The organism is Microbacterium sp. ACRRU (genome assembly GCF_022346945.1).
GTDB lineage: Bacteria > Actinomycetota > Actinomycetes > Actinomycetales > Microbacteriaceae > Microbacterium > Microbacterium mcarthurae.
This window is the reverse complement of the sequence record NZ_JAKRNI010000007.1, coordinates 14,744-38,372: the sequence shown is the minus strand read 5'-3', so window position 1 is coordinate 38,372 and position 23,629 is coordinate 14,744. Positions and strand designations below refer to the sequence as shown.

Annotated in this window: 22 protein-coding genes; 16 read left to right on the top strand and 6 right to left on the bottom strand. The window is 70.6% G+C overall.

The window, feature by feature from the left end:
• Positions 1-140 precede the first annotated feature (140 nt).
• Positions 141-1,760 (top strand): PucR family transcriptional regulator, encoded by a 1,620-nt coding sequence (locus MHY30_RS05870; RefSeq protein WP_239275944.1) that lies wholly within the window; start codon positions 141-143, stop codon positions 1,758-1,760.
• The gene (locus tag MHY30_RS05865) at positions 1,757-3,364 is read left to right on the top strand and encodes a cellulase family glycosylhydrolase (protein WP_239275943.1); all 1,608 of its coding nucleotides are present in this window, start codon (positions 1,757-1,759) and stop codon (positions 3,362-3,364) included. The genes MHY30_RS05870 and MHY30_RS05865 overlap by 4 nt, the downstream gene beginning before the upstream one ends.
• A 29-nt stretch (positions 3,365-3,393) precedes the next feature.
• Here the strand turns inward: MHY30_RS05865 and MHY30_RS05860 are convergent, their stop codons facing one another.
• Complete coding sequence (locus tag MHY30_RS05860; RefSeq protein WP_239275942.1) at positions 3,394-4,191, bottom strand: alpha/beta fold hydrolase; 798 nt, start codon at positions 4,189-4,191, stop codon at positions 3,394-3,396.
• Between the two features lie 135 nt (positions 4,192-4,326).
• Between MHY30_RS05860 and MHY30_RS05855 the strand changes: the two genes are divergently transcribed.
• From MHY30_RS05855 to MHY30_RS05840, 4 genes are read left to right on the top strand one after another with little or no spacing between them, the layout of a single operon-like run.
• Positions 4,327-4,623 carry a DUF1905 domain-containing protein gene (locus tag MHY30_RS05855; RefSeq protein ID WP_239275941.1) on the top strand — a complete coding sequence of 99 codons (297 nt, stop codon included), beginning with the start codon at positions 4,327-4,329 and terminating at the stop codon, positions 4,621-4,623.
• Positions 4,624-4,627: 4 nt separating this feature from the next.
• Positions 4,628-5,080, top strand: coding sequence for a prepilin peptidase (locus MHY30_RS05850; RefSeq protein WP_239275940.1), 453 nt, complete (start codon positions 4,628-4,630; stop codon positions 5,078-5,080).
• A gap of 59 nt (positions 5,081-5,139) precedes the next feature.
• A complete protein-coding gene (locus MHY30_RS05845) occupies positions 5,140-6,168 on the top strand; it encodes a YihY/virulence factor BrkB family protein (protein WP_239275939.1) in 1,029 nt (342 codons plus the stop codon).
• A 47-nt stretch (positions 6,169-6,215) separates the two neighbouring features.
• A complete protein-coding gene (locus MHY30_RS05840) occupies positions 6,216-6,923 on the top strand; it encodes an NAD(P)H-hydrate epimerase (protein WP_239275938.1) in 708 nt (235 codons plus the stop codon).
• On the opposite strand, the gene MHY30_RS05835 is transcribed toward MHY30_RS05840, so the two are convergent.
• Entirely contained in the window at positions 6,911-7,666 is a 756-nt protein-coding gene (locus tag MHY30_RS05835; protein ID WP_239275937.1) for a glutamine amidotransferase, read from the bottom strand. The two genes, MHY30_RS05840 and MHY30_RS05835, sit on opposite strands and share 13 nt — an antisense overlap.
• Before the next feature lie 68 nt (positions 7,667-7,734).
• On the opposite strand from MHY30_RS05835, the gene MHY30_RS05830 reads away from it, so the two are divergent.
• Entirely contained in the window at positions 7,735-7,962 is a 228-nt protein-coding gene (locus tag MHY30_RS05830) for a response regulator (protein WP_239275936.1), read from the top strand.
• A complete protein-coding gene (locus MHY30_RS05825; protein WP_239275935.1) occupies positions 7,959-8,600 on the top strand; it encodes a CYTH domain-containing protein in 642 nt (213 codons plus the stop codon). Before MHY30_RS05830 ends, MHY30_RS05825 begins: the two co-directional genes overlap by 4 nt.
• 83 nt (positions 8,601-8,683) lie before the next feature.
• On the opposite strand, the gene lpdA is transcribed toward MHY30_RS05825, so the two are convergent.
• Together lpdA and MHY30_RS05815 are read right to left on the bottom strand one after the other, a co-directional pair.
• Positions 8,684-10,081, bottom strand: a complete 1,398-nt coding sequence (gene lpdA / locus MHY30_RS05820) for a dihydrolipoyl dehydrogenase (RefSeq protein WP_239275934.1) — start codon at positions 10,079-10,081, stop codon at positions 8,684-8,686.
• Positions 10,082-10,090: 9 nt separating this feature from the next.
• Positions 10,091-10,738, bottom strand: coding sequence for a copper resistance CopC family protein (locus MHY30_RS05815; RefSeq protein WP_239275933.1), 648 nt, complete (start codon positions 10,736-10,738; stop codon positions 10,091-10,093).
• A gap of 257 nt (positions 10,739-10,995) precedes the next feature.
• Here MHY30_RS05815 and MHY30_RS05810 point away from each other — a divergent pair, with 257 nt between their 5' ends.
• The 3 genes from MHY30_RS05810 to MHY30_RS05800 all read left to right on the top strand — a co-directional run bounded on the left by MHY30_RS05810 (position 10,996) and on the right by MHY30_RS05800 (position 12,815).
• Entirely contained in the window at positions 10,996-11,490 is a 495-nt protein-coding gene (locus tag MHY30_RS05810; RefSeq protein ID WP_239275932.1) for an FHA domain-containing protein, read from the top strand.
• Complete coding sequence (locus MHY30_RS05805; protein WP_239275931.1) at positions 11,490-12,176, top strand: MerR family transcriptional regulator; 687 nt, start codon at positions 11,490-11,492, stop codon at positions 12,174-12,176. Before MHY30_RS05810 ends, MHY30_RS05805 begins: the two co-directional genes overlap by 1 nt.
• Positions 12,177-12,272: 96 nt before the next feature.
• Positions 12,273-12,815, top strand: coding sequence for a MerR family transcriptional regulator (locus tag MHY30_RS05800; RefSeq protein ID WP_076490726.1), 543 nt, complete (start codon positions 12,273-12,275; stop codon positions 12,813-12,815).
• 110 nt (positions 12,816-12,925) lie between these two features.
• Here MHY30_RS05800 and MHY30_RS05795 read toward each other — a convergent pair whose 3' ends face one another.
• On the bottom strand, positions 12,926-13,738 hold the full coding sequence (locus tag MHY30_RS05795) for a ParA family protein (protein ID WP_239275930.1): 813 nt from the start codon (positions 13,736-13,738) through the stop codon (positions 12,926-12,928).
• 68 nt (positions 13,739-13,806) lie between these two features.
• Between MHY30_RS05795 and MHY30_RS05790 the strand changes: the two genes are divergently transcribed.
• Genes MHY30_RS05790 through MHY30_RS05780 form a run of 3 tightly spaced genes read left to right on the top strand, consistent with a single transcriptional unit; the run spans position 13,807 to position 19,889 of the window.
• Entirely contained in the window at positions 13,807-17,214 is a 3,408-nt protein-coding gene (locus MHY30_RS05790) for a pyruvate carboxylase (protein ID WP_239275929.1), read from the top strand.
• 48 nt (positions 17,215-17,262) lie between these two features.
• The gene (locus MHY30_RS05785; RefSeq protein ID WP_239275928.1) at positions 17,263-19,401 is read left to right on the top strand and encodes a MinD/ParA family protein; all 2,139 of its coding nucleotides are present in this window, start codon (positions 17,263-17,265) and stop codon (positions 19,399-19,401) included.
• Entirely contained in the window at positions 19,398-19,889 is a 492-nt protein-coding gene (locus MHY30_RS05780) for a peptide deformylase (protein WP_239275927.1), read from the top strand. The genes MHY30_RS05785 and MHY30_RS05780 overlap by 4 nt, the downstream gene beginning before the upstream one ends.
• A gap of 99 nt (positions 19,890-19,988) precedes the next feature.
• Here MHY30_RS05780 and MHY30_RS05775 read toward each other — a convergent pair whose 3' ends face one another.
• Positions 19,989-21,815 (bottom strand): long-chain fatty acid--CoA ligase, encoded by a 1,827-nt coding sequence (locus tag MHY30_RS05775; protein WP_239275926.1) that lies wholly within the window; start codon positions 21,813-21,815, stop codon positions 19,989-19,991.
• A 157-nt stretch (positions 21,816-21,972) separates the two neighbouring features.
• On the opposite strand from MHY30_RS05775, the gene MHY30_RS05770 reads away from it, so the two are divergent.
• Both MHY30_RS05770 and MHY30_RS05765 read left to right on the top strand, forming a co-directional pair.
• The gene (locus MHY30_RS05770) at positions 21,973-22,908 is read left to right on the top strand and encodes an ROK family glucokinase (RefSeq protein ID WP_239275996.1); all 936 of its coding nucleotides are present in this window, start codon (positions 21,973-21,975) and stop codon (positions 22,906-22,908) included.
• A 2-nt stretch (positions 22,909-22,910) separates the two neighbouring features.
• Positions 22,911-23,624, top strand: a complete 714-nt coding sequence (locus MHY30_RS05765; RefSeq protein WP_239275925.1) for a 1-acyl-sn-glycerol-3-phosphate acyltransferase — start codon at positions 22,911-22,913, stop codon at positions 23,622-23,624.
• The last annotated feature ends 5 nt before the right edge of the window (positions 23,625-23,629 follow it).

Genomic DNA, 23,629 nt, shown 5'->3' with positions numbered 1-23,629 from the left:
TAGGGTGTTCACTGCCGATTCTGCGGCACGGAAACGGGGGAACGCGCGTGGCTGATCGTCGCGAAGATGGGCGTTCCCGAACAGATCGTCCGGATGCGCCCGATGCTCTCCTCGAGCGGGGGCTCCCACCGCTCGCGGAAGTGCTGGAGTCTTCGGCCCTGTCCGCCGGTGCGCCCGAGGTCCTCGTGGGAGGGGCGGCGCTGTCGGCCCCCGTGCGATGGGTCCACGTCTCGGACAGCCCCGGGGTGGCGCGCCTGCTCGAAGGGGGCGAGCTGCTGCTGACGACCGCGTCGGCGTGGCCGGCGGAACCGGCGGAGCTTCGCGCGCTCGTGGGCGAGTTCGTCCGGGCGGGGCTGGTCGGAGTGGTGATCGAACTCGGCGCGCACTACCGCTACGTCCCGGCCGTCGTGGTCGAAGCCGCCTCCGCCGCCGGGCTCGCCCTGATCGCCCTGCACCGCGAGATCAAGTTCGTGAGCGTGACCGAGGAGGTGCACCGGCGCATCATCGACGACCAGACGGCGGCACTGCGGGCCCGCGACGACGTGCGGACGCTCTTCACCTCGCTGGCGCTGCGCGGCGCGCCCGCCGACTACATCGTCGAGCGTCTGGCGCACACGCTGCGCGCGCCGGTCGTCCTGGAGTCGCTCGCGCACGAGGTGATCGTGGCAGGGCTCGCGGATGCCGACCCTGCCGTGCTGCGCGACTGGCAGGAACGGTCGCGTCGGCTCGGTGACGACGGCGACGACGGCCGCTCCATCGTGCCGGTCGAGGCGCGCGGCATCCGCTGGGCGACGCTCGTCGCGCTGGCAGGCCCCGGACATCCCGCCGGGCGCCGCGCGGTGCTCGAGCAGGGTGCGACGGCGCTGGCGCTGGGGCGTCTCGCCGACCCGGACGGCGACGACTGGGCCCGTCTGGGGCGACGTCGTCTGATGGACGCGCTGCTCGGAGGTCGCTACGGCTCCGCCGACGAGGTCGCCGCGCTGCTCGGGGCCGCGCGCATCGACCTGCCCGGAACAGCGCTTCTCGGCCTGGCGATCGACGGAGCCGCCGCCGAAGACGTCGAGGCCGCCGCGGACGTCGTCGGGGGTCGCGCCCTGTGTGGCTCTCCGCGAGGCGCGGACGAGCGCGCCGCGGGATGGATGCCGGTGCTCGTGGCCGTTCCCTCGGCGACGGCGTTCGCCGGCGCGGCCGCCGACCGTTTCCACGCCCGGCTGCGCGGTGACGGACCGCCCCCGCGGGTATCGGTAGGCCCCCGGGTGGAGGGCGCTGCCGCGGAGGACGCCGTGCCGCGCGTGCTGGACTCGCTCGAGCAGGCCCTGGACCTCGCCGAGGTGGGCGACCTCCGCGAGGGGGCCGTGCACTGGGTGATCCGGCATCCGCTCGTCCGGTTCGTATCGTCGCTGCGCGGCGATCACCGCCTCCTCGAACACGGCGAAAGCCTCCTCGCGCCGGTGCTCGCCGCTGCGCCCGCACGGCGCCGTGATCTGCTCGCGGCGCTGTCGGCGATCGTCGCCCACCCCGGCAACCGCACGGCGGCCGCGGCGGCCGCGCACGTGTCGCGGTCGGTGTTCTACCAGCGCCTCGACCTCGCCGAGCGCCTGCTGGGCGTCGACCTCGATGACGGCGAGGTCGTGGCCGCCCTGCACCTCGCCCTCGTCGTGCACAGGGCGCACCGCTCGCCGGGATTGGCGCTATCGCGCGGGCGTTCCGCGAGCCGCGCGGACCGCTACGATGACCGGGACGAGCGGGGGCGGAGATGACGGAACGGCACACGGCGCTGAGACGCGTGTGGACGCGTTTCGCCGCGGTCGCCGCTGTGACCGGTCTGCTGCTGGCGGGCGTGGTGGCGGCTCCGGCCGCCTCGGCCGCGAGTCTGCCGGGCTGGCTCTCCACCCGCGGTGCGACCATCGTCACCGCCACGGGTGCCCCGTACACGATCAAGGCCGTCGCGTGGTTCGGGATGGAGACGTCGAACTGCGCCCCGCACGGGCTGTGGTCCATCCCGCTCGATGAGGGTCTGGCCAAGATCGCGGCGATGGGCTTCACCACCGTGCGTCTGCCCTTCTCGAACGAATGCCTCGCCGCCGGGCGCACCACATCGATCGACGCCAACGCCAACCCCGGCCTGGTCTCGCTCACCCCGCTGAAGCTCATGGACACCGTGATCGCCCGCGCGAAGGCGCACGGGCTGTCGGTGATCCTCGACCGCCACCGGCCGGATTCGGGAGCGCAGAGCGAGCTCTGGTACACCGCGCAGTACCCCGAGAAGCGGTGGATCGACGACTGGACGATGCTCGCCGCCCGCTACAAGAACGACTCCACGGTCATCGGCGTCGATCTCCACAACGAACCGCACGGCCCCGCGTGCTGGAACTGCGGCGACCCGGCTCGCGACTGGCGCGCCGCCGCGACCCGTGCGGGCAATGCGGTGCTGGCCGTCAACCCTCGGCTCCTCGTCATCGTCGAGGGTGTCGAAAGGCAGAACGACGGCACGAGCACGTGGTGGGGCGGCGGGCTGAAGGACGTCCGGTCCGCTCCCGTGAACCTGTCGGTGAAGAACCGCGTCGTCTACTCGCCCCATGATTACCCGGCATCGGTGTACGCGCAGCAGTGGTTCTCGGACCCGCGGTACCCGGCGAACCTCCCCGCCGTCTGGGATGCCAACTGGGGGTACCTCGCGAAGGAGAACATCGCACCGGTGCTGCTGGGCGAGTTCGGAACGAAGCTCGAGACAGCGAGCGACAGAGCGTGGCTGGCGACGCTCGTCGACTACCTGGCGCAGCGCAGGATCAGCTACGCCTATTGGTCGTTCAACCCCAACAGCGGAGACACGGGCGGCCTCGTCGCCGACGACTGGCGCACTCTCCAGATCGCGAAACTCGCCGCCCTCCGTCCGATCCTCACGCCCGCGCCGCAGCCTTCACCGACCGCGACCCCGAAGCCCACGGCCTCTCCGAAGCCCACGGTGACCCCCACCGCGTCTCCGAAACCGACGATCAGTCCCTCGGTCTCCCCGAAACCCACGGTCACGCCCGTTCCCACGCCCCGACCCACCGCCGGTTCCTCTCCCGCGGTCGCCGTCACGTGGATCCCGCAGAGCGCGTGGGGGGACGGCTACGTCAGCGAACTCACGGTGCGCGCCACCGGACCGGTCGCGTCATGGTCGGTGTCGTGGGAATCGCCCGGGGCGACGGCGGTGACCAACGCGTGGGGCATGACATGTGGCATCCGGTCGTCGACGATCACCTGTCGCGGCGACGGGTGGGCGGGATCGCTCGCCCCCGATCAGACGGTCCGCGTGGGTCTGCAGGTGGTGGCGCCGTCCGCTCCGAGCGCGCCGCGTCTGAGCGTCACCGCGAACTGAGCGCGGCACCCGCGCGGGTCGCCGGTGAGTCAGAGGGTGCGGGAGAGGAACGCGATCCCCGCCTCGCGGAAGGTGCGCGCGCCGGGGGCGTTGACGTGGTGCCGCCCGGGGATGTCGACGAACTCGCCGCGCGGCAGCAGGCTCGCCAGATGCGCGGACTGGTCGTAGATGGGGTCCTCCGTGCCCGTCGCGATGAGGACGGGCTGCATCGGAGGCGCCGCGGGATCGGGATCCGTCTCGCCCAGGCGCATCCCCTCGGCGATCGCGACGAGCGCGCGCAGGTCGTTGCCGGGCACGCGTTCGGCCAGCGACACGTACCGCTGAGTGGTGGCATCCCGGACGGGTTCGCCGCGATCCAGGAACGCGCGCGCCTGATCGACCCGGAGTCGCGCGAGCGGTCGGCCATCGGGGATGCCGCCCAGCACCGCGCGTTCCACGTGCTCGGGGGCGTCCACCGCGAGCTGCCAGCCGACCCTTCCGCCGAGGGAGTACCCGAGGTAGCGCACCTGGTCGACGAGGTAGGTGTCGAGCACCGCGACCAGGTCGGAGACCAGCGCGCTCATGCGGTACGCGTCCGCCTCGTGCGGCTTGTCGCTCAGACCGTGACCACGCTGGTCGACCGCCAGCACGCGGAAACCCGCGCGCAGCAGATCACGCACCCACCCCGTGTTCACCCAGTTGTCGCGCGTGCTCGAACCGAATCCGTGGACGCAGAGCACGGTCGCGGCATCCGGATCGCCCCAGGAGTAGGTGGCGAGGCGGACGTTGTCGCCCACGATGACGAACTGCGGAGAGGGGACCTCGGTGAGCGCGGGGACGGCATCCATTCCGCCGATCCTCGCACAGGGAGAGGTCAACGTCCGGAAAGTGGTCGTTGTGGTCTCGACGGCTCCTCCCCGGGGAAGCGAGAGCGGATCCGCCGCCCCCGCGCCGGTAGGGTGACGGCGTCGGAAGGAGACGTCGTGATCGTGGAGTTCGAGGGAGAGGTCTTCCGCTGGGAGGCCCGGCTCGACAGCGCGTGGTACTTCGTCGCGCTGCCTCTCGAGCTCAGCGAGGCCGTGAGCGAGACCCAGACGTACCGTCGGGGCTTCGGCGGCGTGCGCGTCGAGGCCACGATCGGGACGTCGACATGGCGGACGTCCGTGTTCCCCCAGTCCGACGGCAGGTACGTTCTGCCACTCAAGCGCGCGGTGCGCGATCGCGAGGGGATTCCGCCGGACGGGATCGTGCGGGTCCACCTGTCGGTCATCGACGCGTAGCGCGATGCTCGGCGTCGCCCTGGTCGTCTTCGGGGCGCTCTCACTCGTCCTCGCCGTCTTCGACCTCCGCCACCACAGGCTGCCGCACATCCTCGTCCTCCCCGGGCTCGCGTGCGCCCTCGCGCTGCTGACATCCGCTGCGCTCACCGGCGCGGTGCCCGAGCGACTGACGGGGGTGTGGGCAGCGGCGGCCTTCGCGTTCGTCGTCCTCCTCGCCCTCCATCGGGCACGACCGTCCGACATCGGCGGGGGAGACGTGACACTCGCCGCTCTCGCGGGAGCGCACCTGGGCTGGTTCGGGTGGGATGCCGTGGTGACGGGCCTCGGTGCCGGAGTGATCTGCGGCGGCACCGCGGCCGTGGGCACGGTGCTCGCGGGAGCGCGAGGCATCCCGATCGCACTCGGTCCACCCCTTCTGATGGGCACGTGGTGGGCGCTGCTGGGCGTGATGTGGTGACGCGCTGCCGCCGGTCAAGCCTCCGCGGTGAATCGGCGGAGCCCGCCTAGCCTGGGGGAATGGCTGACTTGATCCGTCGCGTCACCGCGTGGGCGCTGCGCCGACGTCTTGTGCGCGCATACCTCGTCTACTCCGGCCGACGCGGACCCATGCTCGCCGACAGCGTGACCTATCGCACACTGTTCAGCGTCTTCGCCGGCGTGCTCATCGGATTCTCGTTCGCGGCGCTGTGGTTGTCGGGGAACCCCGACGGCCTCGCGGCTCTGGTGCGCGCGGTCGACAGCGTCGTGCCCGGACTCGTCGGGCCGGACGGGCTCATCGACGTCACCGCGATCCAGGCGCCGACCGGCTTCACGGTCGCGGGCGTCCTCGGCTCCATCGGCCTCGTCGGCGCGGCCATCGGGGCGATCGGATCTCTGCGCTCGGCGCTGCGCCAGATCGCCGACATCACCACCGAGGACACGTTCATCGTGTGGGTGCTCCTGCGCAACCTTCTGGTCGCGGTCGGCATCGGCGTCGCTCTCGCGGCCGCCGCGGGCGTCACGTTCCTGGCGACGGCAGGACTGACCGTGGTCCGCGACCTGCTCGGTATCTCGGCGGATTCGTGGGTCACCGGCGCCCTGACGTGGTTGGTCTCGACGCTCGTCGTGCTCGCGCTCGATACCGCGGCGATCGCCGCGGCGTTCGCGCTCCTGTCGGGACTACGCGTGCGGCGCGGCACACTCCTGCGGGGAGCGCTCCTCGGCGGCATCGGGCTCGTCGCCCTCCAGCAGCTCTCGGGACTGTTCGTCGGGGGAGCGAGCAGCAATCCTCTCCTGGCGACGTTCGCCGCCCTCATTGCTCTGCTCCTCTGGCTGAACCTCTCCAGCCAGGTGATCCTCATCGCCGGCGCCTACATCACGGTGGGACACGAGGAGGACGAGGACCGCGTGCGGACCAAGTACGGCGCTGAGACTCTCGTGCAGTTCCGCGTGCAGCGCGCCGAACGGGGAGTGCAGGCGGCCGTGGGCGAACTGAACGCCGCGCGCGAGGCGGAGGCACGCGAGCGCGAGACGACGTCGGCCAAGGACGCCGCGAAGACCGCGTAGCGTACCCCAGGCAGCGGACGCCGGGAGGGCGCGTCTAGGGTGGCTCCATGACCCAGGGAACCGTCGCGTACACCGCCGACGCGATCCGGGCGGCTGAGGCGCCGCTCATCGCGGAGGGACGCCCGCTCATGCGCGAGGCCGCGCGGGCCCTGGCGGACGTTGTCGAGGAGGAGCTCGCTCAGACGCCGGGCCCGGTCCTGGTGCTCGCCGGTTCGGGCGACAACGGCGGTGACGCGCTGTTCGCCGCGGCCGAGTTCGTCCGACGGGCGACGCGCGTGGACATCGTCCTCACCCGTGACCGCGTGCATCGAGAGGCGCTCGACGCGGCCGTCGCCGCGGGCGCTCGGATCCGTGATGCCTCCAACGTGTGCGCCGCCGACTCCGATCACACCCTGGTCGTCGACGGCATCCTCGGAATCGGGGCGTCCGCCGACCCGCGGTTGCGCGGTACGGCTCGCGCTGTCGTCGAGGTGCTGCGTCCCGCGGCCGACGACGGGCGTACCCGCGTCATCGCCGTGGACGTCCCGAGCGGCCTGCATCCCGACACCGGAGAGGCGGATGCCGCGGTGCTCCCCGCCACGATCACCGTGACGTTCGGCGCCGTGAAGGCGGGTCTGCTGCGCGGTCACGGCCCTGAGCTGGCCGGTCGCATCGTACTCGTCGACCTCGGCCTCGAGCCCCAGCTGCGGCGGGTGCGACCCGCGATCACGGCCTCGGTGCCGGTGGTTCGGCGCACCCCGATTCAGCGGGCGTAGCGTTCGGCGAATGCGCGCAGGATGCCACCGGTCGCCGTGACGGGCGCGCGCCGTACGGCGGCGAGGGTGAGGTCGAGCTCGTCCGCGGCGAAATAGCCGAACGACGCGTACGCGTGGATGCGCGTGATGATGCCATCGAGATCGAGCTCGGGGTGGAACTGCGTGGCGTACACGTTCTCGCCCACGCGGAACATCTGCACGGGGCAGGTCGAGGAAGAGGCGAGCAGCGTCGCGGTCCCGGGCAGGGAGGAGATCGCCTCCTTGTGTCCCACGAACGCGGCGAAGGTGTCGGGCATGCCCCGCAGGAGCGGGTCGGCGCGGCCGGCGGCGGAGAGGGTGACGTCCACCACGCTGATCGGCTCGGCGAACGTGCCGTCGATGGGCGCGCGCAGGTGGGTGCCGAGGGTCCCGACGCCGTAGCAGGCGCCGAGGAAGGGAGCGTCTCGCGCGACGACCTCGTCTACGAGTGCGGCCATCTCCGCCTCGACCCGTCGCTGGACGGCGGACTTCCTCTCCGACGGATCCGAGGCGTTGAAGGGGCTCCCGCCCACCAGGATGCCGGACACCTCGTCGAGGTCGATCTCGGGCATCGGTTCGCGTTCGAGGCGGACACGCCGGAGACGCTCGGGCGGCAGGCCGGTGAAGCGCAGGAACAGCGCGTACTCCTCGTCCGCGGGTCCGTCCTGCGCACGGGTCGCGAGAAGAACGAAGGGCCTGTCACCGGGGAGGTCCGCGCTCGTCACCCGAGCGAGTCTAGGTCAGGGGTGTCAAGGCACGGGTCCGCTCCCGGGGCCCGGTCTACGCTGGGGCCATGGCTATTGCACGACTGACCGGAGGCCCGCTCGACGGGCAGGTGATCCCGCTCGAGAACGAGTCGGACGACACGCTGATCATGCCCTACAGCGAGGGGCAGCTCGTCTACCGTCGCGACGGCGGACTCGAGAACACCGGCGACGCCGACGGTCCCACGCAGGCGGTCTTCACCTACTTCGAGGAGACCGAGGAGATCAATCGCGAAGCGAACGAGCGCGACGATTGAGCGCTCCCTCCCCGGGGTCGTCGTCGGTCGAGGTCGAGTCCAAGTACGACGTCGACACCGACACCCCTCTTCCCGACTGGTCGCGTCTTCCCGGCGTCGCGCGCGTCGGCGCCCCTGAGCCGCGCGATCTCGATGCGCGGTATCTCGACACCGCTGACGCCGACCTGGCGCGCAACGGTGTCGCGGTGCGCCGCCGACTGGGCGGCCCCGACCAGGGCTGGCACGTCAAGGCTCCCGCGGCGGGGGGCCGTTCCGAGACGCACTGGCCCCTCGGAGACATCAGCGATCCGGATGCCGACCCCGTGATGCCGGAAGTGATCCAGGATGCCGTGGCCGCCTGGGCGCGCGCACCGTTCCTGCCGCTCGCGCGCGTGCGCAATCAGCGCACCGCCTACGCTCTGCAGGACGCCGACGGGGGCGTGGTCGCCGAGTTCGTCGACGACCGTGTTCGCGCGCGCGACGAGCGCCGCGGCGTGGAGTCCGAGTGGCGCGAGTGGGAGGTCGAGCTCGGCCCCGCCGGCCCCGCGGATGAGGCCGGACGGGCGGCACTGTTCGCCGCGGTCGACGCCGCGGTGTTCGCCGCGGGCGGTCGTCCGGCGGCATCCGGGTCCAAGCTGGCCCGCGCGCTCGGCCACTGACGCCGAGGACACCAGACAGCAGACGGCCCCCGTCCCGCTCCGGAGAGCGGACGGGGGCCGTCTGTTCGTGCAGCCGGGTGGGCTCAGAGGTTGATCATGTGACCGACGAGACCGTGGAAGGCCTCCTGAAGGCCCTCGGAAAGCGTCGGGTGCGTGTGCACGTTCCGCGCCGCCTCGAGAGCGGTGAGGTCCCATTTCTGGGCGAGGGTGAGTTCGGGGAGGAGTTCGGAGACGTCGGGGCCGATGAGGTGTCCGCCGATGAGTTCGAGGGTTTCGGCGTCGGCGACGAGCTTGACGAAGCCGACGGGCTCGCCCAGGCCGTTGGCTTTGCCGTTGGCGGAGAAGGGGAACTTGGCGACCTTGATGTCGTGGCCGGCGTCGCGGGCCTGCTGCTCGGTGAGGCCGAAGGAGGCGACCTGGGGGTTGCAGAAGGTAGCGCGGGGCATGTTGCGGTAATCGCCGAGCGTCTGGGTCTCGGCATTCCCGATGGTCTCGGCCGCCACGACGCCCTGGGCTTCGGCGACGTGCGCGAGCTGGAGTTTCGCGGTGACGTCGCCGATGGCGTAGATGTGGGGGACGTTGGTGCGCATGTGGTCATCGATGTCGATCGCGCCGCGCTCGGTGAGCTTCACGCCGGTGTTCTCCAGGCCGAACCCGTCGACCTTGGGCGCGAACCCGATCGACATCAGCACCCGGTCGGCGTCGATCGAGCCGTTCGAGCCGTCTTTGGCGGTGTAGGCGACGGTGACCTTGTCGCCGTGGTCGGTGATCGTGTCGACCTTGGTGGAGGTGAGGATGTCCACGCCGTAGCTCTTGTACTGCTTCTGGATCTCCTTGGAGACCTCGGCGTCTTCGTTGGGCAGGGCCCGGTCGAGGAACTCGATGATGGTGACCTTCACGCCGTAGTTGGTCATCACGTACGCGAACTCCATCCCGATCGCGCCGGCGCCGACGATGACGATGGATTCGGGCAGCTCGCGGGTGAGGATCTGCTCTTCGTAGGTGACGACGTTCTCGGACAGCTCGACCCCGGGCAGCAACCGCACGGTGGAGCCGGTGGCGATGATGACGTTGTCGAAGGTGACCTGCTCGGTCGACCCGTCGGTCTTGGTCACGGTCAGGGAGTGGTCGTCGGTGAAGTGACCACGGCCTTCGTACTCGGTGACCTTGTTCTTCTTCATCAGGTAGTGGATGCCCTTGACGTGACCGGCCGCGACCGAACGGGACCGGTCGAACGCCTTGCCGAAGTCGAAGTGCACATCCCCGGAGATACCGAACAGGTCGGCCTTGGCGTGGAAGGTGTGCGCGAGGTCGGCGTTACGCAGCAGCGCCTTGGAGGGGATGCAGCCCACGTTCAAGCACACCCCACCCCAATACTTCTCTTCGACGATCGCGACCGACAGCCCCAGCTGCGCGCCGCGCACGGCCGCGACGTACCCGCCGGGACCCGCACCAAGAATGACCAGATCGTAATGAGGCATGGAGAAAGCCTATCGTCCGGCGGTACCCGAGGAACCGCTTCCGGGGGAGCCGTTACGGCCGCGCGCGACGACGAGCCAGGCGAGAGCACCGACGACCAGAAGCAACGCGACGGCGAGCAGGATCCAGGGCAGGGGAGAGGCATCCGACGTGTTCTCGGTCGGGGCCGGTGTGGCGGTGACCGTGACGGTGGGCTCCGCCGACGGGGCCGTCGAGGGGGTCGCCGTCGGGCTCGGGCTCGCCGTGGGGGTGGGGGCCGGTGCGGCCGGCACGGTGAACGAGAACGTGCCATCGATGGGGTGACCGTCGCTGGAGACCACGCGCCACGCCACCGTGACGGTGCCGGATGCCGTGCCCGCCAGCGCCTGGGTCACCGTGGTGCCCTCGACGACGGGCGTGCCGTCGGTCAGAGACGTTCCGGCGGCGTCGGTCACCTCGACGACCGTGGCGCCCTCGGCATCCAGGACATCCGCGCTGTACGTCAGGGTGATCTGAGGGGGCAGGGCGTCGAGCACCGCGTCGGTGGACGGGTCCGACGACACCAGCTCGTCATGGGCCGACGCGGGGCCGGCGGAGACGAGAAGAGCCGCGAGGGCGAGGGCGCCGGCGGCCAGGGCGGTGGGGAGGAAGCGCCGACGCGGCGCGGAGGAGACGGTCACCCCATCGACCCTATCGACCGCGGCGGAGACACCGCCGGGAATACAGCGGATGATCGGGATGACACGGCAGGTGACCCGGACTCGACAGGGTGGACCCCGGATGGATAGGTTCGAGTGTCCCCCCGTCACATGCGCCGCCACCCGAAGGCGGTGCGTGTCGCCGTCGGATACAGACGAACATCCCATGACCTTCGCGAGGGTCGATCGACCGCTCCGCAACGGAGTCGGTCGGCTATGGTGGAAAAGAAGGAGAAGCCGTGGACGAGACCCGCAGATTCGAGCGCGACGACATTCGACGCGCCGCGGACGCCGCCGCGTCCGACCGTTCGCACGACACGACTCAGACGTTCGGGCACGATGCCGATCTCTCCTTCGTCCCCTTCGGCGCCGACCTCACCGAGGCCGAGCTCGAGGCGATCGACGCCCTGCCCTCCGGTGCGGCCCTTCTCATCGTCCGCTCCGGTCCCACCACCGGGGCGCGGTACCTGCTCGACACCGACGTCACGACCGTCGGGCGCCACCCCGAGGCCGACATCTTCTTCGACGACGTCACCGTCTCGCGTCGTCACGCGGAGATCACGCGTGCGGGTAGCGCTTTCGAGATCGTCGACCAGCGCTCGCTGAACGGCAGCTACGTCAACGGTGAGCGTGTCGATCGTTCGGCGCTCGTGAACGGAGCCGAGGTGCGCATCGGAAAGTTCCGGCTCAACTTCTTCGGCTCGCCGGTCGATCTCCCGTCGGCAGAGCGCTGATGGCGGCAGCCCCCGCCCGGGGTCGTCCAGCGGCCTCGGGGTTGCTGAGCATCGGACAGGTGCTGGCCAGGCTCACCCCGGAGTTCCCCGCGCTGTCGTCCAGCAAGTTGCGCTTCCTCGAGGTGCAGGGGATCGTGACGCCCACGCGCACCGACTCCGGCTATCGCAAGTTCTCGCCCGCCGACCTCGAACGCCTGCGGTTGGCCCTGACGCTCCAGCGCGATCACTACCTCCCGCTCGCCGTCATCCGCGATTACCTCGCCGACGTCGATGCCGGACGAAACCCCGCCCCGCCGACGGCCATCGCGTCGATGACCAGCGCACCGCGCCGCTACCGCCGCGAAGAGCTGCTCGCCGCGGCCGGAGCCGCGCCGCAGCTACTCAATGACGCGATCAGCACCGGGGTGATCGCCGGGGCCGAGACGTACTCCGAGCAGACGGTGACTCTGCTGCGCACTCTCGTGGCCCTCGACCGGCACGGTATCGAGCCGCGCCACGTCAGGTCGTTGCGCCAGAGCGCCGAGCGCGAGGCATCCCTGGTCGAATCGGCCCTGGCCGCGCTTCTGCGCCGTCCGGACGCCGCGTCTCGCGCGCGGGCGAGCGAGCTCGCGCCCGAACTCGCGGCGCGCCTTGACGAGGTCCGGACGCTGTTCGTGCGCGAGGCCATCGACCGGATGCTGTCCTGATCGCGACACGCCGACCCCCTCGGCCCGGATGTCGTTGCCGGGGGCCCCTCGCTGATCTAGCGTGGGAGGAACGAGCCGATGAGGAGGGACGCGAGCATGAACGCTGGCGACGCACTCGGTGAACCCCGGTTCGCCACCGAACTCCTCTTCACCGACGGCCTGCCCGAGATGGACGACGACACCGGTTATCGCGGTGCCGTCGCGGCCCGAGCCGCGGGCATCACGTACCGCCAGCTCGACTACTGGGCCCGCACCGAACTCGTCGTCCCCACCGTGCGCGGTGCGAGCGGATCGGGGTCGCAGCGCCTCTACGGATTCCGCGACATCCTCGTCCTGAAGCTCGTCAAGCGTCTGCTCGATACCGGGATCTCGCTGCAGCAGATCCGCACCGCGGTCGATCAGCTTCGCGCCGCCGGCATCCGCGATCTCGCGGGCACGACGCTCATGAGCGACGGAGCCTCGGTCTACCTGTGCACGTCGAACGACGAGGTCATCGACCTCGTGAGCCGCGGTCAGGGTGTCTTCGGCATCGCCGTCGGCAAGGTTCTGCGCGAAGTGGAGTCCACGCTCGTCGACTTCGAGTCCGCGACCGAGGCCGTCGACGAACTCGCCGCGCGTCGCGCCGCTCGCACCGCCTGACCCGTCACGCCGCGCCGCGTCGCGTGGTGCGCGAGTCGCCAGGATTTGTCGCCTGGCCATCGCTCGAAGCGACAAATGTTGGCGACTCGCGCGCGTGCGCGTGCGAAGGGCTAGGACTGCGGGGCGTCGCTCGCGACGGGGATGCGGCCCGTGCGCACGATGCGGTCGAGGAGCGCGTCGAAATCGGCGGCCAGCTCCTGCGCGGAGTCGCCGGGCCAGACGTGCAGCGGCTTCGCAGCGCCCTGGGCCTGCTGCAACGACGTGCGCTCGGGGAGCTGGGGGTTCAGCACGAGCGGACCGAACATGTCGCGCAGTTCCTTGATGCGGAACTGGTGCTCGATGGACTGCGGGCGGACGCGGTTCACGACGACACCCAGCGGCTGAAGACGGGGGGAGAGACCGCGACGGATCTCCTCGATCGCGCGGAGCGCCCGGTCGGCGGCGGCGACGGAGAACAATCCGGGCTCGGTCACGACGATGACGCGGTCGCTCGCCGCCCACGCGGTGCGGGTCAGCGCGTTCAGCGACGGGGCGCAGTCGATCAGGACGAGGTCGTAGTCGGCCTCGATCGTGGCGAGGGCCTCTTCGAGCTTCCACACGTCGCGGACGCTCGGGTGCGGACCGTCGAAGTTGATCGCCGACGGGCTGCCGATGAGCACGTCGATCGTGCCGGGGTGCACCTTGGCCCAGCCGCTGGAGGTGATCGCCTGACGGACGACCTTCTCTTTCGGATTGGCCAGGACGTCGGCGATGTTCAGCCGGCCGGCGACCTGGATGTCCATGCCGGTGGACACATCGGACTGCGGGTCGAGGTCGACGACGAGAGTGCGAACGCCACGTGCGAAGGCGGCGGATGCCAGCCCGAGCGTCACGGTCGTCTTGCCGACCCCGCCTTTCAAAGAGCTGACGGAGAGTACGTGCACGAGCGTCTACGTTACCTTCCCCTAGGCTGTGAGCACATTCAGCTCCGCCAGCTTGACGTGAGGTGTGCATGTTCTCGAAGATCCTGGTCGCCAATCGCGGAGAAATCGCCATCCGTGCGTTCCGCGCCGCCTATGAAGTGGGAGCCCGCACTGTCGCGGTCTACCCCTACGAGGACCGCGCGTCTCTCCACCGTCTGAAGGCCGACGAGGCGTATCAGATCGGCGAGCGCGGCCACCCCGTGCGCGCCTACCTCGACGTCGACGAGATCATTCGCGTCGCGCGCGAGTGCGGGGCGGATGCCATCTACCCGGGGTACGGCTTCCTGTCCGAGAATCCCGAGCTCGCCGAGAAGGCCGCGGCGCATGGCATCACCTTCATCGGCCCGCCGGCGGAGGTGCTGTCGATGGCGGGCAACAAGGTGACCGCCAAGGAGCACGCGATCGCCGCCGGGGTCCCCGTCCTGCGGTCGACCGCCGCCTCGGACGACGTCGATGCTCTCGTCGCGCAGGCCGAGGAGATCGGCTTCCCGCTGTTCGCCAAGGCGGTGGCCGGCGGCGGCGGCCGTGGGATGCGGCGCGTGGAGTCGCTGGGCGAGCTGGCACCAGCTCTGGCCGAGGCCATGCGCGAGGCGCAGAGCGCGTTCGGCGACCCGCGCATGTTCCTCGAGCAGGCCGTCCAGCGGCCGCGGCACGTCGAGGTGCAGATCCTCGCGGATGCCACGGGCGAGACGGTCCATCTCTTCGAGCGCGACTGCTCGGTGCAGCGCCGTCACCAGAAGGTGATCGAGATCGCTCCCGCGCCCAACCTCGACGACGCGGTCCGGGAAGACCTGCACCGGTACGCCGTCGCGTTCGCCCGGTCGATCGGGTATCAGAACGCCGGGACGGTGGAGTTCCTGCTCGAGACGGCGGGACCGCGCGCGGGGGAGGTCGTCTTCATCGAGATGAACCCGCGCATTCAGGTCGAGCACACGGTCACCGAGGAGGTCACCGACGTCGACCTCGTGCAGTCGCAGATGCGCATCGCGGCGGGCAGCACCCTCGCCGACCTCGGCCTCACGCAGGACCGGATCCGTCTGCGGGGTGCGGCCCTGCAATGCCGCATCACCACGGAGGATCCGACACAGGGATTCCGTCCCGACACCGGCAAGATCACCACGTACCGCTCGCCCGGCGGTGCCGGCGTCCGTCTCGACGGTGGCACGACCGCGGCCGGCTCCCAGATCAGCCCGCACTTCGACTCGATGCTGTCCAAGCTCACGTGCCGCGGACGGGACTTCGGTGCCGCGGTCGCCCGCGCGCGGCGCGCGCTGGCGGAGTTCCGCATCCGCGGCGTGTCCACCAACATCCCGTTCCTCCAGGCGGTGCTCGACGATCCCGCCTTCGTGGCGGGCAACCTGAGCACTTCGTTCATCGACGAGCGCCCCGAGCTCCTGCGCGGCCGCGAATCCAAGGACCGCGGCACGAAGGTGCTGTCGTGGCTCGTCGACACCACCGTCAACCGCCCCCACGGCGAGAACCCCCTGACGGTCGACCCGGCCAGCAAGCTCCCCGCCATCGACCTGGCGGCGCCCGCCCCCTCGGGCTCCCGACAGCGCCTGCAGGAGCTGGGCCCCGCGGGGTTCGCGCGTGCTCTGCGCGAGCAGACCGCTCTCGCCGTCACCGACACGACCTTCCGCGACGCGCACCAGTCGCTGCTCGCCACGCGTGTGCGTACGCGCGATCTCGTGCGTGTCGCACCGTACGTCGCGCGTCTGACGCCGGAGTTGCTGTCCGTGGAGGCCTGGGGCGGTGCGACGTACGACGTCGCATTGCGCTTCCTCGGCGAAGACCCGTGGGAACGTCTCGACGCGCTCCGGCAGGCTCTTCCCAACGTCGCGATCCAGATGCTTCTGCGCGGGCGCAACACCGTCGGCTACACCCCGTACCCGACGGAGGTGACGGATGCCTTCGTCGCCGAGGCCGCGGCATCCGGCATCGATATCTTCCGCATCTTCGACGCGCTCAACGACGTCTCGCAGATGCGCCCGGCGATCGACGCCGTCCTGGCGACGGGGACCGCCGTCGCCGAGGTCGCCGTCTGCTACACCGGAGACCTGCTCGACCCGCGCGAGGATCTCTACACGCTCGACTACTACCTCCGGCTCGCCGAGCAGATCGTCGCGGCCGGAGCCCACGTGCTGGCCGTGAAGGACATGGCCGGGCTCCTCCGCCCGGCCGCGGCCACGCGTCTGGTCACGGCGCTGCGTGAGCGGTTCGACGTCCCCGTCCACGTGCACACCCACGACACCGCCGGTGGTCAGCTCGCGACCCTGCTGGCCGCCTCGGCGGCGGGTGCGGATGCCGTGGACGCGGCCGCCGCGCCCATGTCGGGCACGACGAGCCAGCCGTCGCTGTCGGGTCTCGTCGCCGCGCTCGCCCACACCGACCGCGACACCGGCATCGACCTCGCAGCCGTTTCGGATCTCGAGCCCTACTGGGAGGCGGTGCGTCACCTGTACCGTCCGTTCGAGTCCGGCTTGCCCGGTCCCACCGGCCGCGTCTACCGTCACGAGATCCCCGGCGGACAGCTCTCGAACCTGCGACAGCAGGCGATCGCGCTGGGCCTGGCCGACGACTTCGAGCTCATCGAGGACATGTATGCCGCGGCCGACCGCATCCTCGGTCGCGTCCCGAAGGTGACGCCGTCCTCCAAGGTGGTGGGCGACCTCGCGCTGCACCTCGCGGCGGTCAAGGCCGACCCCGACGATTTCGAGCGCAATCCCGACAAGTACGACGTGCCCGACTCGGTGATCTCCTTCATGGCGGGCGAGCTCGGCGACCTCCCGGGCGGGTGGCCCGAACCGTTCCGCTCCAAGGTGCTCGCCGGTCGCGACATCAAGGGCGGGGTCACCCCCCTCACCGACGACGATGCCGCCGCCTTGGCGGCCGACTCTCCCACGCGCCGCGCGCGATTGAACGCCCTGCTGTTCCCGGCGCCGACCCGTGCGTTCCTCGAGACGCGCGCGGCATTCGGTGATCTGAGCGTCCTCGACACCGCGGACTACCTGTACGGCCTGCGCGCCGGCGAAGAGCACACCGTCGAGATCGAACGGGGGGTGCAGCTGTTCGTGGGGCTCGAGGCGATCGGCGACGCCGACGACAAGGGCATGCGCACCGTCATGACCACGCTCAACGGCCAGCTGCGTCCCGTCTTCGTGCGGGACCGCTCGATCGACGTCGAGGCGCGCCAGGCCGAGAAGGCCGACACGTCGAAACCCGGCCAGGTCGCGGCACCCTTCTCGGGAGTGGTGACGCTGAAGGCGGGCGTCGGCGATCGTGTCATGGCCGGTCAGGCGGTGGCCTCGATCGAGGCCATGAAGATGGAGGCCGCGATCACGAGTCCCGTCAACGGTGTCGTCGACAGGCTGGCCGTCGCGGCCACGCAGCAGGTGGAGGCGGGCGACCTTTTGCTCGTCGTCCGTCCCGAGCAGTAGCCTGAAAGGGGGCGCTCTTCGCGCCCCCTTTCCCTTTTGGAGACTGCAGTGACCCCCGACCGCACCGACGAGACCCCCGATGAGGGCACCGAACACGGCGTCCTCGACGACACCGGAACGCTCGACACGGCCAGCATCACCGTCCTCGGCGGACACATCTCGCAGGTCAGCGTCGACCTCCCCGCCACCGACGACGACGAGGTGGACGACGACGTCGTCGAAGACGAGATGCCCGTCATCGACGCCGAATCCCGCGCTTTCGAGGTCGTGGGCATCGTGCACCTCCCCGATGCCGACGTGCCCCCGCTGCTCACCCACGTGCCCGACCCGGAGGTCGCTGCGGCGGCCTCGGATCCCGGCCTCGAGGAGCTGCCGACCGGCGACATCATCCTCGAACCGCACCCCGAGACTCTCGATGGTGACGGCGAACCCGAGATCCACGACGCCGAGATCGTTCCGGACGATGGCGAGATCATCGATGACGCGGCTGACGACAGCGTCGGCGACCCCGTCACCGGGTCGGAGGAGTCCGCCGTCGCGGTGCCCGACGACGGCGACGGCGGCGAGACCGATCCGGATCCCGCGCCGGAGGAGGACGAGACCCCGCCGGAGGCCGGGACGTTCGCGGACGCCGAGTCCGCCCCGGAAGCCCCTGCGGCGGATGCCGACGCGACCGACGTCCCCGCGGACGACGCCGACGCTTCCCGCCCGGAGGAGGCAGCCCAGCCCGCCGCCTCGGAGGAGACGACGGACGCCGAGGACACGATCGACGAGGTCTCCGGACATGAGCCGGCCGCGGATGCCGAGCAGATGGACGAGATCCTCCCGTCGGAGGGCACGGGCCACGAGGCGGAGGACGTCGTTCCGACCGAACCTGAGCGGGAGATCGACGCTCCTGCCGGTGACAGCGCCGACGCGGTCGCGGCGCCCGCTACGCCACTCGCGGCACGGGCTCCGACACCCGCGCAGGAGGCGCCCGTCGCGCGGGAGGTGTCGGCGGCATCCGAGGCGCCCGCTGTCCCGGATGCCACGACCGCGCCCGAAACCGGACCCGTGCCGCGCACGCGGGCCGAACGAGCCGCCACGGGCACCATCGGCACCATCCCCCTGACGCGCCGCGAGATCCACCAGGCGGACGAGGCGGCACGTGCCGGGCGGATGCACGCGAACGAGCGCGTCCGCACCCCGGGGGGTGAGGTGGCCCTGACGTCCAAGCGCTTGGGCGAGATCGACGACACCCGCGAGAGCCCTGATCTGCTCACCGCCGATCGTCTGCTCGATCCGCGTCAGGTCGCCCGCCCCGAGCCGGAGGGACTGTGGCAGCAGCTCGTCTACTCGGTGTCGCGACACCGCATCAACCTCGGCGACGGCCGCCGTGCGCGGGCGCGCAAAGATCTGGACCGGCGCATCGCCACGCCCCTCTCGGGCGAGGCGCGCTTCGTGCCGGTGCTGTCGCGCAAGGGTGGCGTCGGCAAGACCACGGTCACGTCGCTGCTGGGCATGGCGCTCGCGGACGCGCGTGACGACCGGGTCATCGCCGTCGACGCGAACCCCGACCGGGGCACGCTCGCCGACCGGGTGGGGGGTGCGAACGGTCGGACCGTTCGTGACCTCGTACGCGCGCACGACCAGGTGGAGGGGTACGGCGACGTGTCATCGATCGTGGCCCGAGACACCACGCGGCTCGACGTGCTGGCATCCGATTCCGACCCGAAGGTCTCGGAGGCCTTCAGCGACGAGGACTACCGCCGCGTGGCGGACATCGCCGCGCACTACTACTCGATCGTCCTCACCGACACGGGAACGGGGATCGTCCACTCCGTCATGGAGGCCACGCTCGAACTCGCCGACTCCCTCGTCGTGGTCGCGGGCCTGTCCGTCGACGAGGCGAGACTGGCGTCCGAGACGCTGACGTGGCTCGAGACGAACGGCTACGCCGATCGTGTCCGCAACGCCGTCGTCGTCTTGAACAACGCCCGCCCGGGCGCGCCCCTCGTCCGCGAGAGCGAGCTGGAGGCGCACTTCCGCACGCGCGTCCGCGCCGTGATCCGGATGCCGTACGACGCCCACGTCGCGTCCGGCAGCGCGATCACGTTCCGCGACCTGCAGCCGGGCACCCGGCAGGCGGCGCGCGAACTCGCCGCGGCGGTCGTCGAGGGCCTGCGCACCCCGGTGGCGGCGGCATGACCGTCCGTCCCATCCGCCTCTTCGGGGATCCCGTTCTGCGTGCGCCCAGCGCGCCGATCGAGATCGTCGACGACGGCATCCGGGCCCTCGTCCGCGACCTCATCGACACCGTGGAGCCCCCCGGGCGTGCGGGGGTCGCGGCGCCGCAGATCGGCGTGGGGCTGCGCGCCTTCAGCTACAACATCGACGGCGACATCGGCTACGTCCTGAATCCCGTGCTCGTCGAGACGCGGGGCGAGCCCGAACTCGTCGGGGAGGGATGCCTCTCCGTCCCCGGTCTTTGGCACGAAGCGTTGCGGTACCCCTGGGCGAAGGTCATCGGCACCGACCTCGACGGGAACGAGGTCGTCCTCGAAGGGGACGGTCTGCTCGCCCAGGCGCTGCAGCACGAGACCGACCACCTCGACGGGAAGCTCTACCTCTCGCGCCTCCCCGCGGAGGCCCGCCGCGAGGCGATGCGCCAGATCCGCGAGAGCGACTGGTTCTGACCCCGGCAGCAGGAGCTGACAGCAGAACAGGCCGATCCGTCGCGGATCGGCCTGTTCTCGTGGCATCCCCCCGTCGCCGTCACGGGGGATGACGCTCGCTCAGGGGAGCGAGACGTTGGTGGTGTTGACGGGGACCGCGTAGATGTCCTCGATGTCACCAGCGAAGTCGCTGACGATGACGTTGCGCTTGATGCTCATCTTGGGCGTGAGGTGACCGCTCGCCTCGGTCCACTCGGTCGGCAGGATCGTGAACTTGCGGATCGATTCGGCCCGCGACACGCGCGTGTTGGCCCGGTCGATCGCGCCCTGCACCTCGGCGCGGACCTTCTCGTTCTTCGCCGCCTCTTCGAGCGACATGTCGGCGGGCAGCCCGTTGTTGGACAGCCACGTGGGCAGCATCTCGGGGTCGAGAGTGACCAGCGCCGAGATGAACGGCTTGTGGTCGCCGACGACGACGACCTGACCGACGATCGGGTTGGCCCGGATCGGATCCTCCAGGGCGGCGGGGGCGACGTTCTTCCCGCCGGCGGTGACGATGATCTCCTTCTTGCGGCCCGTGATCGACAGGAATCCGTCGGCGTCGAACGCACCGATGTCGCCCGTCTTGAACCAGTCGCCGTCGAAGGCCTCCGCGGTGGCCTCGGGGTTGCGCCAGTACTCGGCGAAGACGTTGATGCCGCGCACCTGGATCTCGCCGTCATCGGCCAGACGAACGCTCACCCCCGGGAGCACGGGGCCGACGGTGCCGATCTTCGACTTCGTCGCGAGGTTCACGGTCGCGGGCGCGGTCGTCTCGGTCAGCCCGTAGCCCTCGAGGATGACGACGCCGAGGCTGCGGAAGAAGTGCCCGAGGCGCGGCCCCAGGGGAGCAGACCCCGACACGGCGTAGACGACGCGTCCGCCCATGGCCTCGCGGAGCTTGGAGTAGACGAGTCGGTCGAACAGCGCGAACTTGATCTTCAGCAGCAGCGGGATGGACTTGCCCTGCTGCTCCCGCTCGGAGTGCTCGACGGCCGTGGCCGCTGCGGCGCGGAAGATCTTGCCCTTGCCGCCCGCCTCGGCCTTCTGCTCGGCCGAGTTGTACACCTTCTCGAACACCCGCGGCACGGCCAGGAGGAACGTGGGCTTGAACGTGCCGAGAGCCGGGAGCAGCTGCTTGGTGTCGGGCTGATGACCGGTCTTGACGCCGGCGTGCACGTTCAGCAGGGAGATGAACCGGGCGAACACGTGCGCGGTCGTGATGAACAGCAGCGTCGACGCCCCCGGCGTCTCAACGACCTCGTGAAGCGCCTTGGCGGAGTTGCGTGCCAGCTCGACGAAGTTGCCGTGCGTGAGGACACAGCCCTTGGGGCGCCCGGTCGAACCCGACGTGTAGATGAGGGTGGCGATGTCGCCGCTGTTGGCGATCGAGCGTCGCCGCTGCACCTCGGCATCGTCGATCGATGCGCCGCGCGCAACGAGCGTGTCGAGATCGCCCGCGTGCATCGCCCACACCTCGCGGACGAGGGGGAGGTCGCTGCGCACCTCGTCGAGGCGGTGGGCGTGGTCGGCGGACTCGACGATCGCGGCGATCGCCCCCGAGTCCGACAGGATCCACGAGATCTGCGAGGGGGAGCTGGTCTCGTACACCGGCACCATGACCGCGCCGGCGTAGAAGAGCGCGAAGTCCACGAGCGTCCAGTCGTAGGTGGTGCGCGCGATGAACGCGACCTTCTCGCCGGGCTGGACGCCCGCGGCGATGAAACCCTTCGCGAGCGCGATGACCTGCTGCTCGAAGTCGCGGGCGGACACGTCGCGCCATCCTGCGCCGTCGGGAACGGCGAAGAGGGCGCGGTCGGGTGTGGCCGCGACCCGGTCGGCGAGCAGGTCCGAGACGTTCGCGGACGGATCAGCGGGAACGACGGGAGGAAGGTCGAACTGGATCACGGCAACTCCTTTGTGTACCGGAAAGAAGGTCGATCGGTCCATCGAGTCTAGTCGTACGCGGTCGGGGATTCTTCGGCCCGGTCGGAGTCGGCGCGCCCTCGCACGGATGACTAGACTGCTGCGGGCCGAGCCGACGGGCGGGCCGGAGGGGAGCGCGGTGCGCAACGTCGGTATCGACATCGGAGGCACGAAGATCGCCGGCGGCGTCGTCGAAGAGGACGGCTCGATCGTCGAGAAGCTCAGGGTCGACACCCCGATCGATCCGGCGGCCCTCGTGGACGCGGTCGTCGACATGGCCGACCACCTGCGGCGCGCGCACGAGGTGCACGCGATCGGCGTCGCCGCCGCGGGCTTCATCAGCTCCGACCGCAGCACCGTCATCTACGCCCCGAATATCGATTGGCGCAACGAACCGCTGCGCGCGCGTCTGGAGGATCGCCTCGACGCACCCGTGACGATCGAGAACGACGCGAACGCGGCCGGGTGGGGCGAGTACCGCTTCGGTGCCGGCCGGGGCGTACGCGACATGGTGATGCTCACCATGGGCACCGGCGTCGGCGGGGCCGTCGTGACCAACGGCGAACTGTTCCGCGGCGGCCACGGCATCGGCGGGGAGCTCGGTCACATGCGATTCGTCCGCGGGGGGCTGCCGTGCGGGTGCGGGCAGAACGGATGCCTCGAGCAGTACGCCTCGGGGCGCGCCCTGCAGCGCGAGGCCAATGCCATCGCCGACGGCGGGGGGATCGGCGCCGCCCTGGCCGCCGTCCGGGACCAGAAGGGCGCGATTCCCGGGCCCGCTGTCTCACGGCTCGTGTTGGCGGGCGACCCCGGAGCGGTCGAGGCCCTGCGCCGCGTGGCGACGGCCCTGGGCGAGGCCTGTGGCGGGTTCCAGGCGGTGCTCGACCCCGAGCTCTTCGTCATCGGCGGGGGAGTGGCCCAGCTCGGCGCCGACCTCCTCGTTCCCGTTCAGCTGGCTTACGAGACGTCGCTCCCGGGGTACGGTGAACGTCCGGTGGCGGAGTTCACGATCGCACGATTGGGCAACGACGCCGGTCTCATCGGGGTCGCCGACCTCGCCGGGAAGGAGCGCTGACGATGTTCTACTGGCTCATGAAGTACGTGGTCATCGGACCGGTCATCAAGGCCGTGTTCCGCCCGTGGATCGTGGGCCGGCGCAACGTCCCGCGGGAGGGGGCGGCGATCCTCGCCAGCAACCACCTGTCGTTCTCGGACTCGATCTTCCTGCCGCTGATGATCGACCGCCGCATGGCGTTCCTGGCCAAGAGCGATTACTTCACGGGCAAGGGCATCAAGGGCTGGGCGACGCGGCTCTTCTTCACGGCGACCGGGCAGCTGCCCATCGACCGGTCGGGCGGCAAGGCCTCCGAGGCCTCGCTCAACACGGGTCTCGGTGTCCTCGGCCGCGGCGAGCTCCTCGGGATCTACCCGGAGGGCACCCGCAGCCCCGACGGGACGCTGTACCGCGGCCGCACGGGCATCGCCCGGATGGCGCTCGAGGCGCGCGTGCCGGTCATCCCCGTGGTGATGGTCGACACCGGCGCGATCATGCCGATCGGCCAGCGCGTTCCGCGCGTCGGACGTGTCGGCATCGTGATCGGCGAGCCGCTCGATTTCTCCCGCTTCGAGGGCATGGAGAGCGACCGTTACATTCTCCGGTCGGTCACCGACGAGATCATGGTGGCGCTCCAGAGGCTCGGGGAGCAGCGTTACGAAGACGTGTACGCCTCCACCGTGAAGGACCGTCTGGCCACGGCGCAGGCGGCGAAGGCGCCGTCGGCTCGCCACTAGACTTC

What these genes read in the sequence shown, in the direction of transcription:
- MHY30_RS05865 (WP_239275943.1), top strand. Translation starts at nt 1,757, where the DNA reads ATGACGGAACGGCACACGGCGCTGAGACGCGTGTGGACGCGTTTCGCC.
- MHY30_RS05860 (WP_239275942.1), bottom strand. Translation starts at nt 4,191, where the DNA reads ATGGATGCCGTCCCCGCGCTCACCGAGGTCCCCTCTCCGCAGTTCGTC.
- MHY30_RS05850 (WP_239275940.1), top strand. Translation starts at nt 4,628, where the DNA reads ATGCTCGGCGTCGCCCTGGTCGTCTTCGGGGCGCTCTCACTCGTCCTC.
- MHY30_RS05845 (WP_239275939.1), top strand. Translation starts at nt 5,140, where the DNA reads ATGGCTGACTTGATCCGTCGCGTCACCGCGTGGGCGCTGCGCCGACGT.
- MHY30_RS05840 (WP_239275938.1), top strand. Translation starts at nt 6,216, where the DNA reads ATGACCCAGGGAACCGTCGCGTACACCGCCGACGCGATCCGGGCGGCT.
- MHY30_RS05830 (WP_239275936.1), top strand. Translation starts at nt 7,735, where the DNA reads ATGGCTATTGCACGACTGACCGGAGGCCCGCTCGACGGGCAGGTGATC.
- lpdA (WP_239275934.1), bottom strand. Translation starts at nt 10,081, where the DNA reads ATGCCTCATTACGATCTGGTCATTCTTGGTGCGGGTCCCGGCGGGTAC.
- MHY30_RS05805 (WP_239275931.1), top strand. Translation starts at nt 11,490, where the DNA reads ATGGCGGCAGCCCCCGCCCGGGGTCGTCCAGCGGCCTCGGGGTTGCTG.
- MHY30_RS05800 (WP_076490726.1), top strand. Translation starts at nt 12,273, where the DNA reads ATGAACGCTGGCGACGCACTCGGTGAACCCCGGTTCGCCACCGAACTC.
- MHY30_RS05790 (WP_239275929.1), top strand. Translation starts at nt 13,807, where the DNA reads ATGTTCTCGAAGATCCTGGTCGCCAATCGCGGAGAAATCGCCATCCGT.
- MHY30_RS05780 (WP_239275927.1), top strand. Translation starts at nt 19,398, where the DNA reads ATGACCGTCCGTCCCATCCGCCTCTTCGGGGATCCCGTTCTGCGTGCG.
- MHY30_RS05765 (WP_239275925.1), top strand. Translation starts at nt 22,911, where the DNA reads ATGTTCTACTGGCTCATGAAGTACGTGGTCATCGGACCGGTCATCAAG.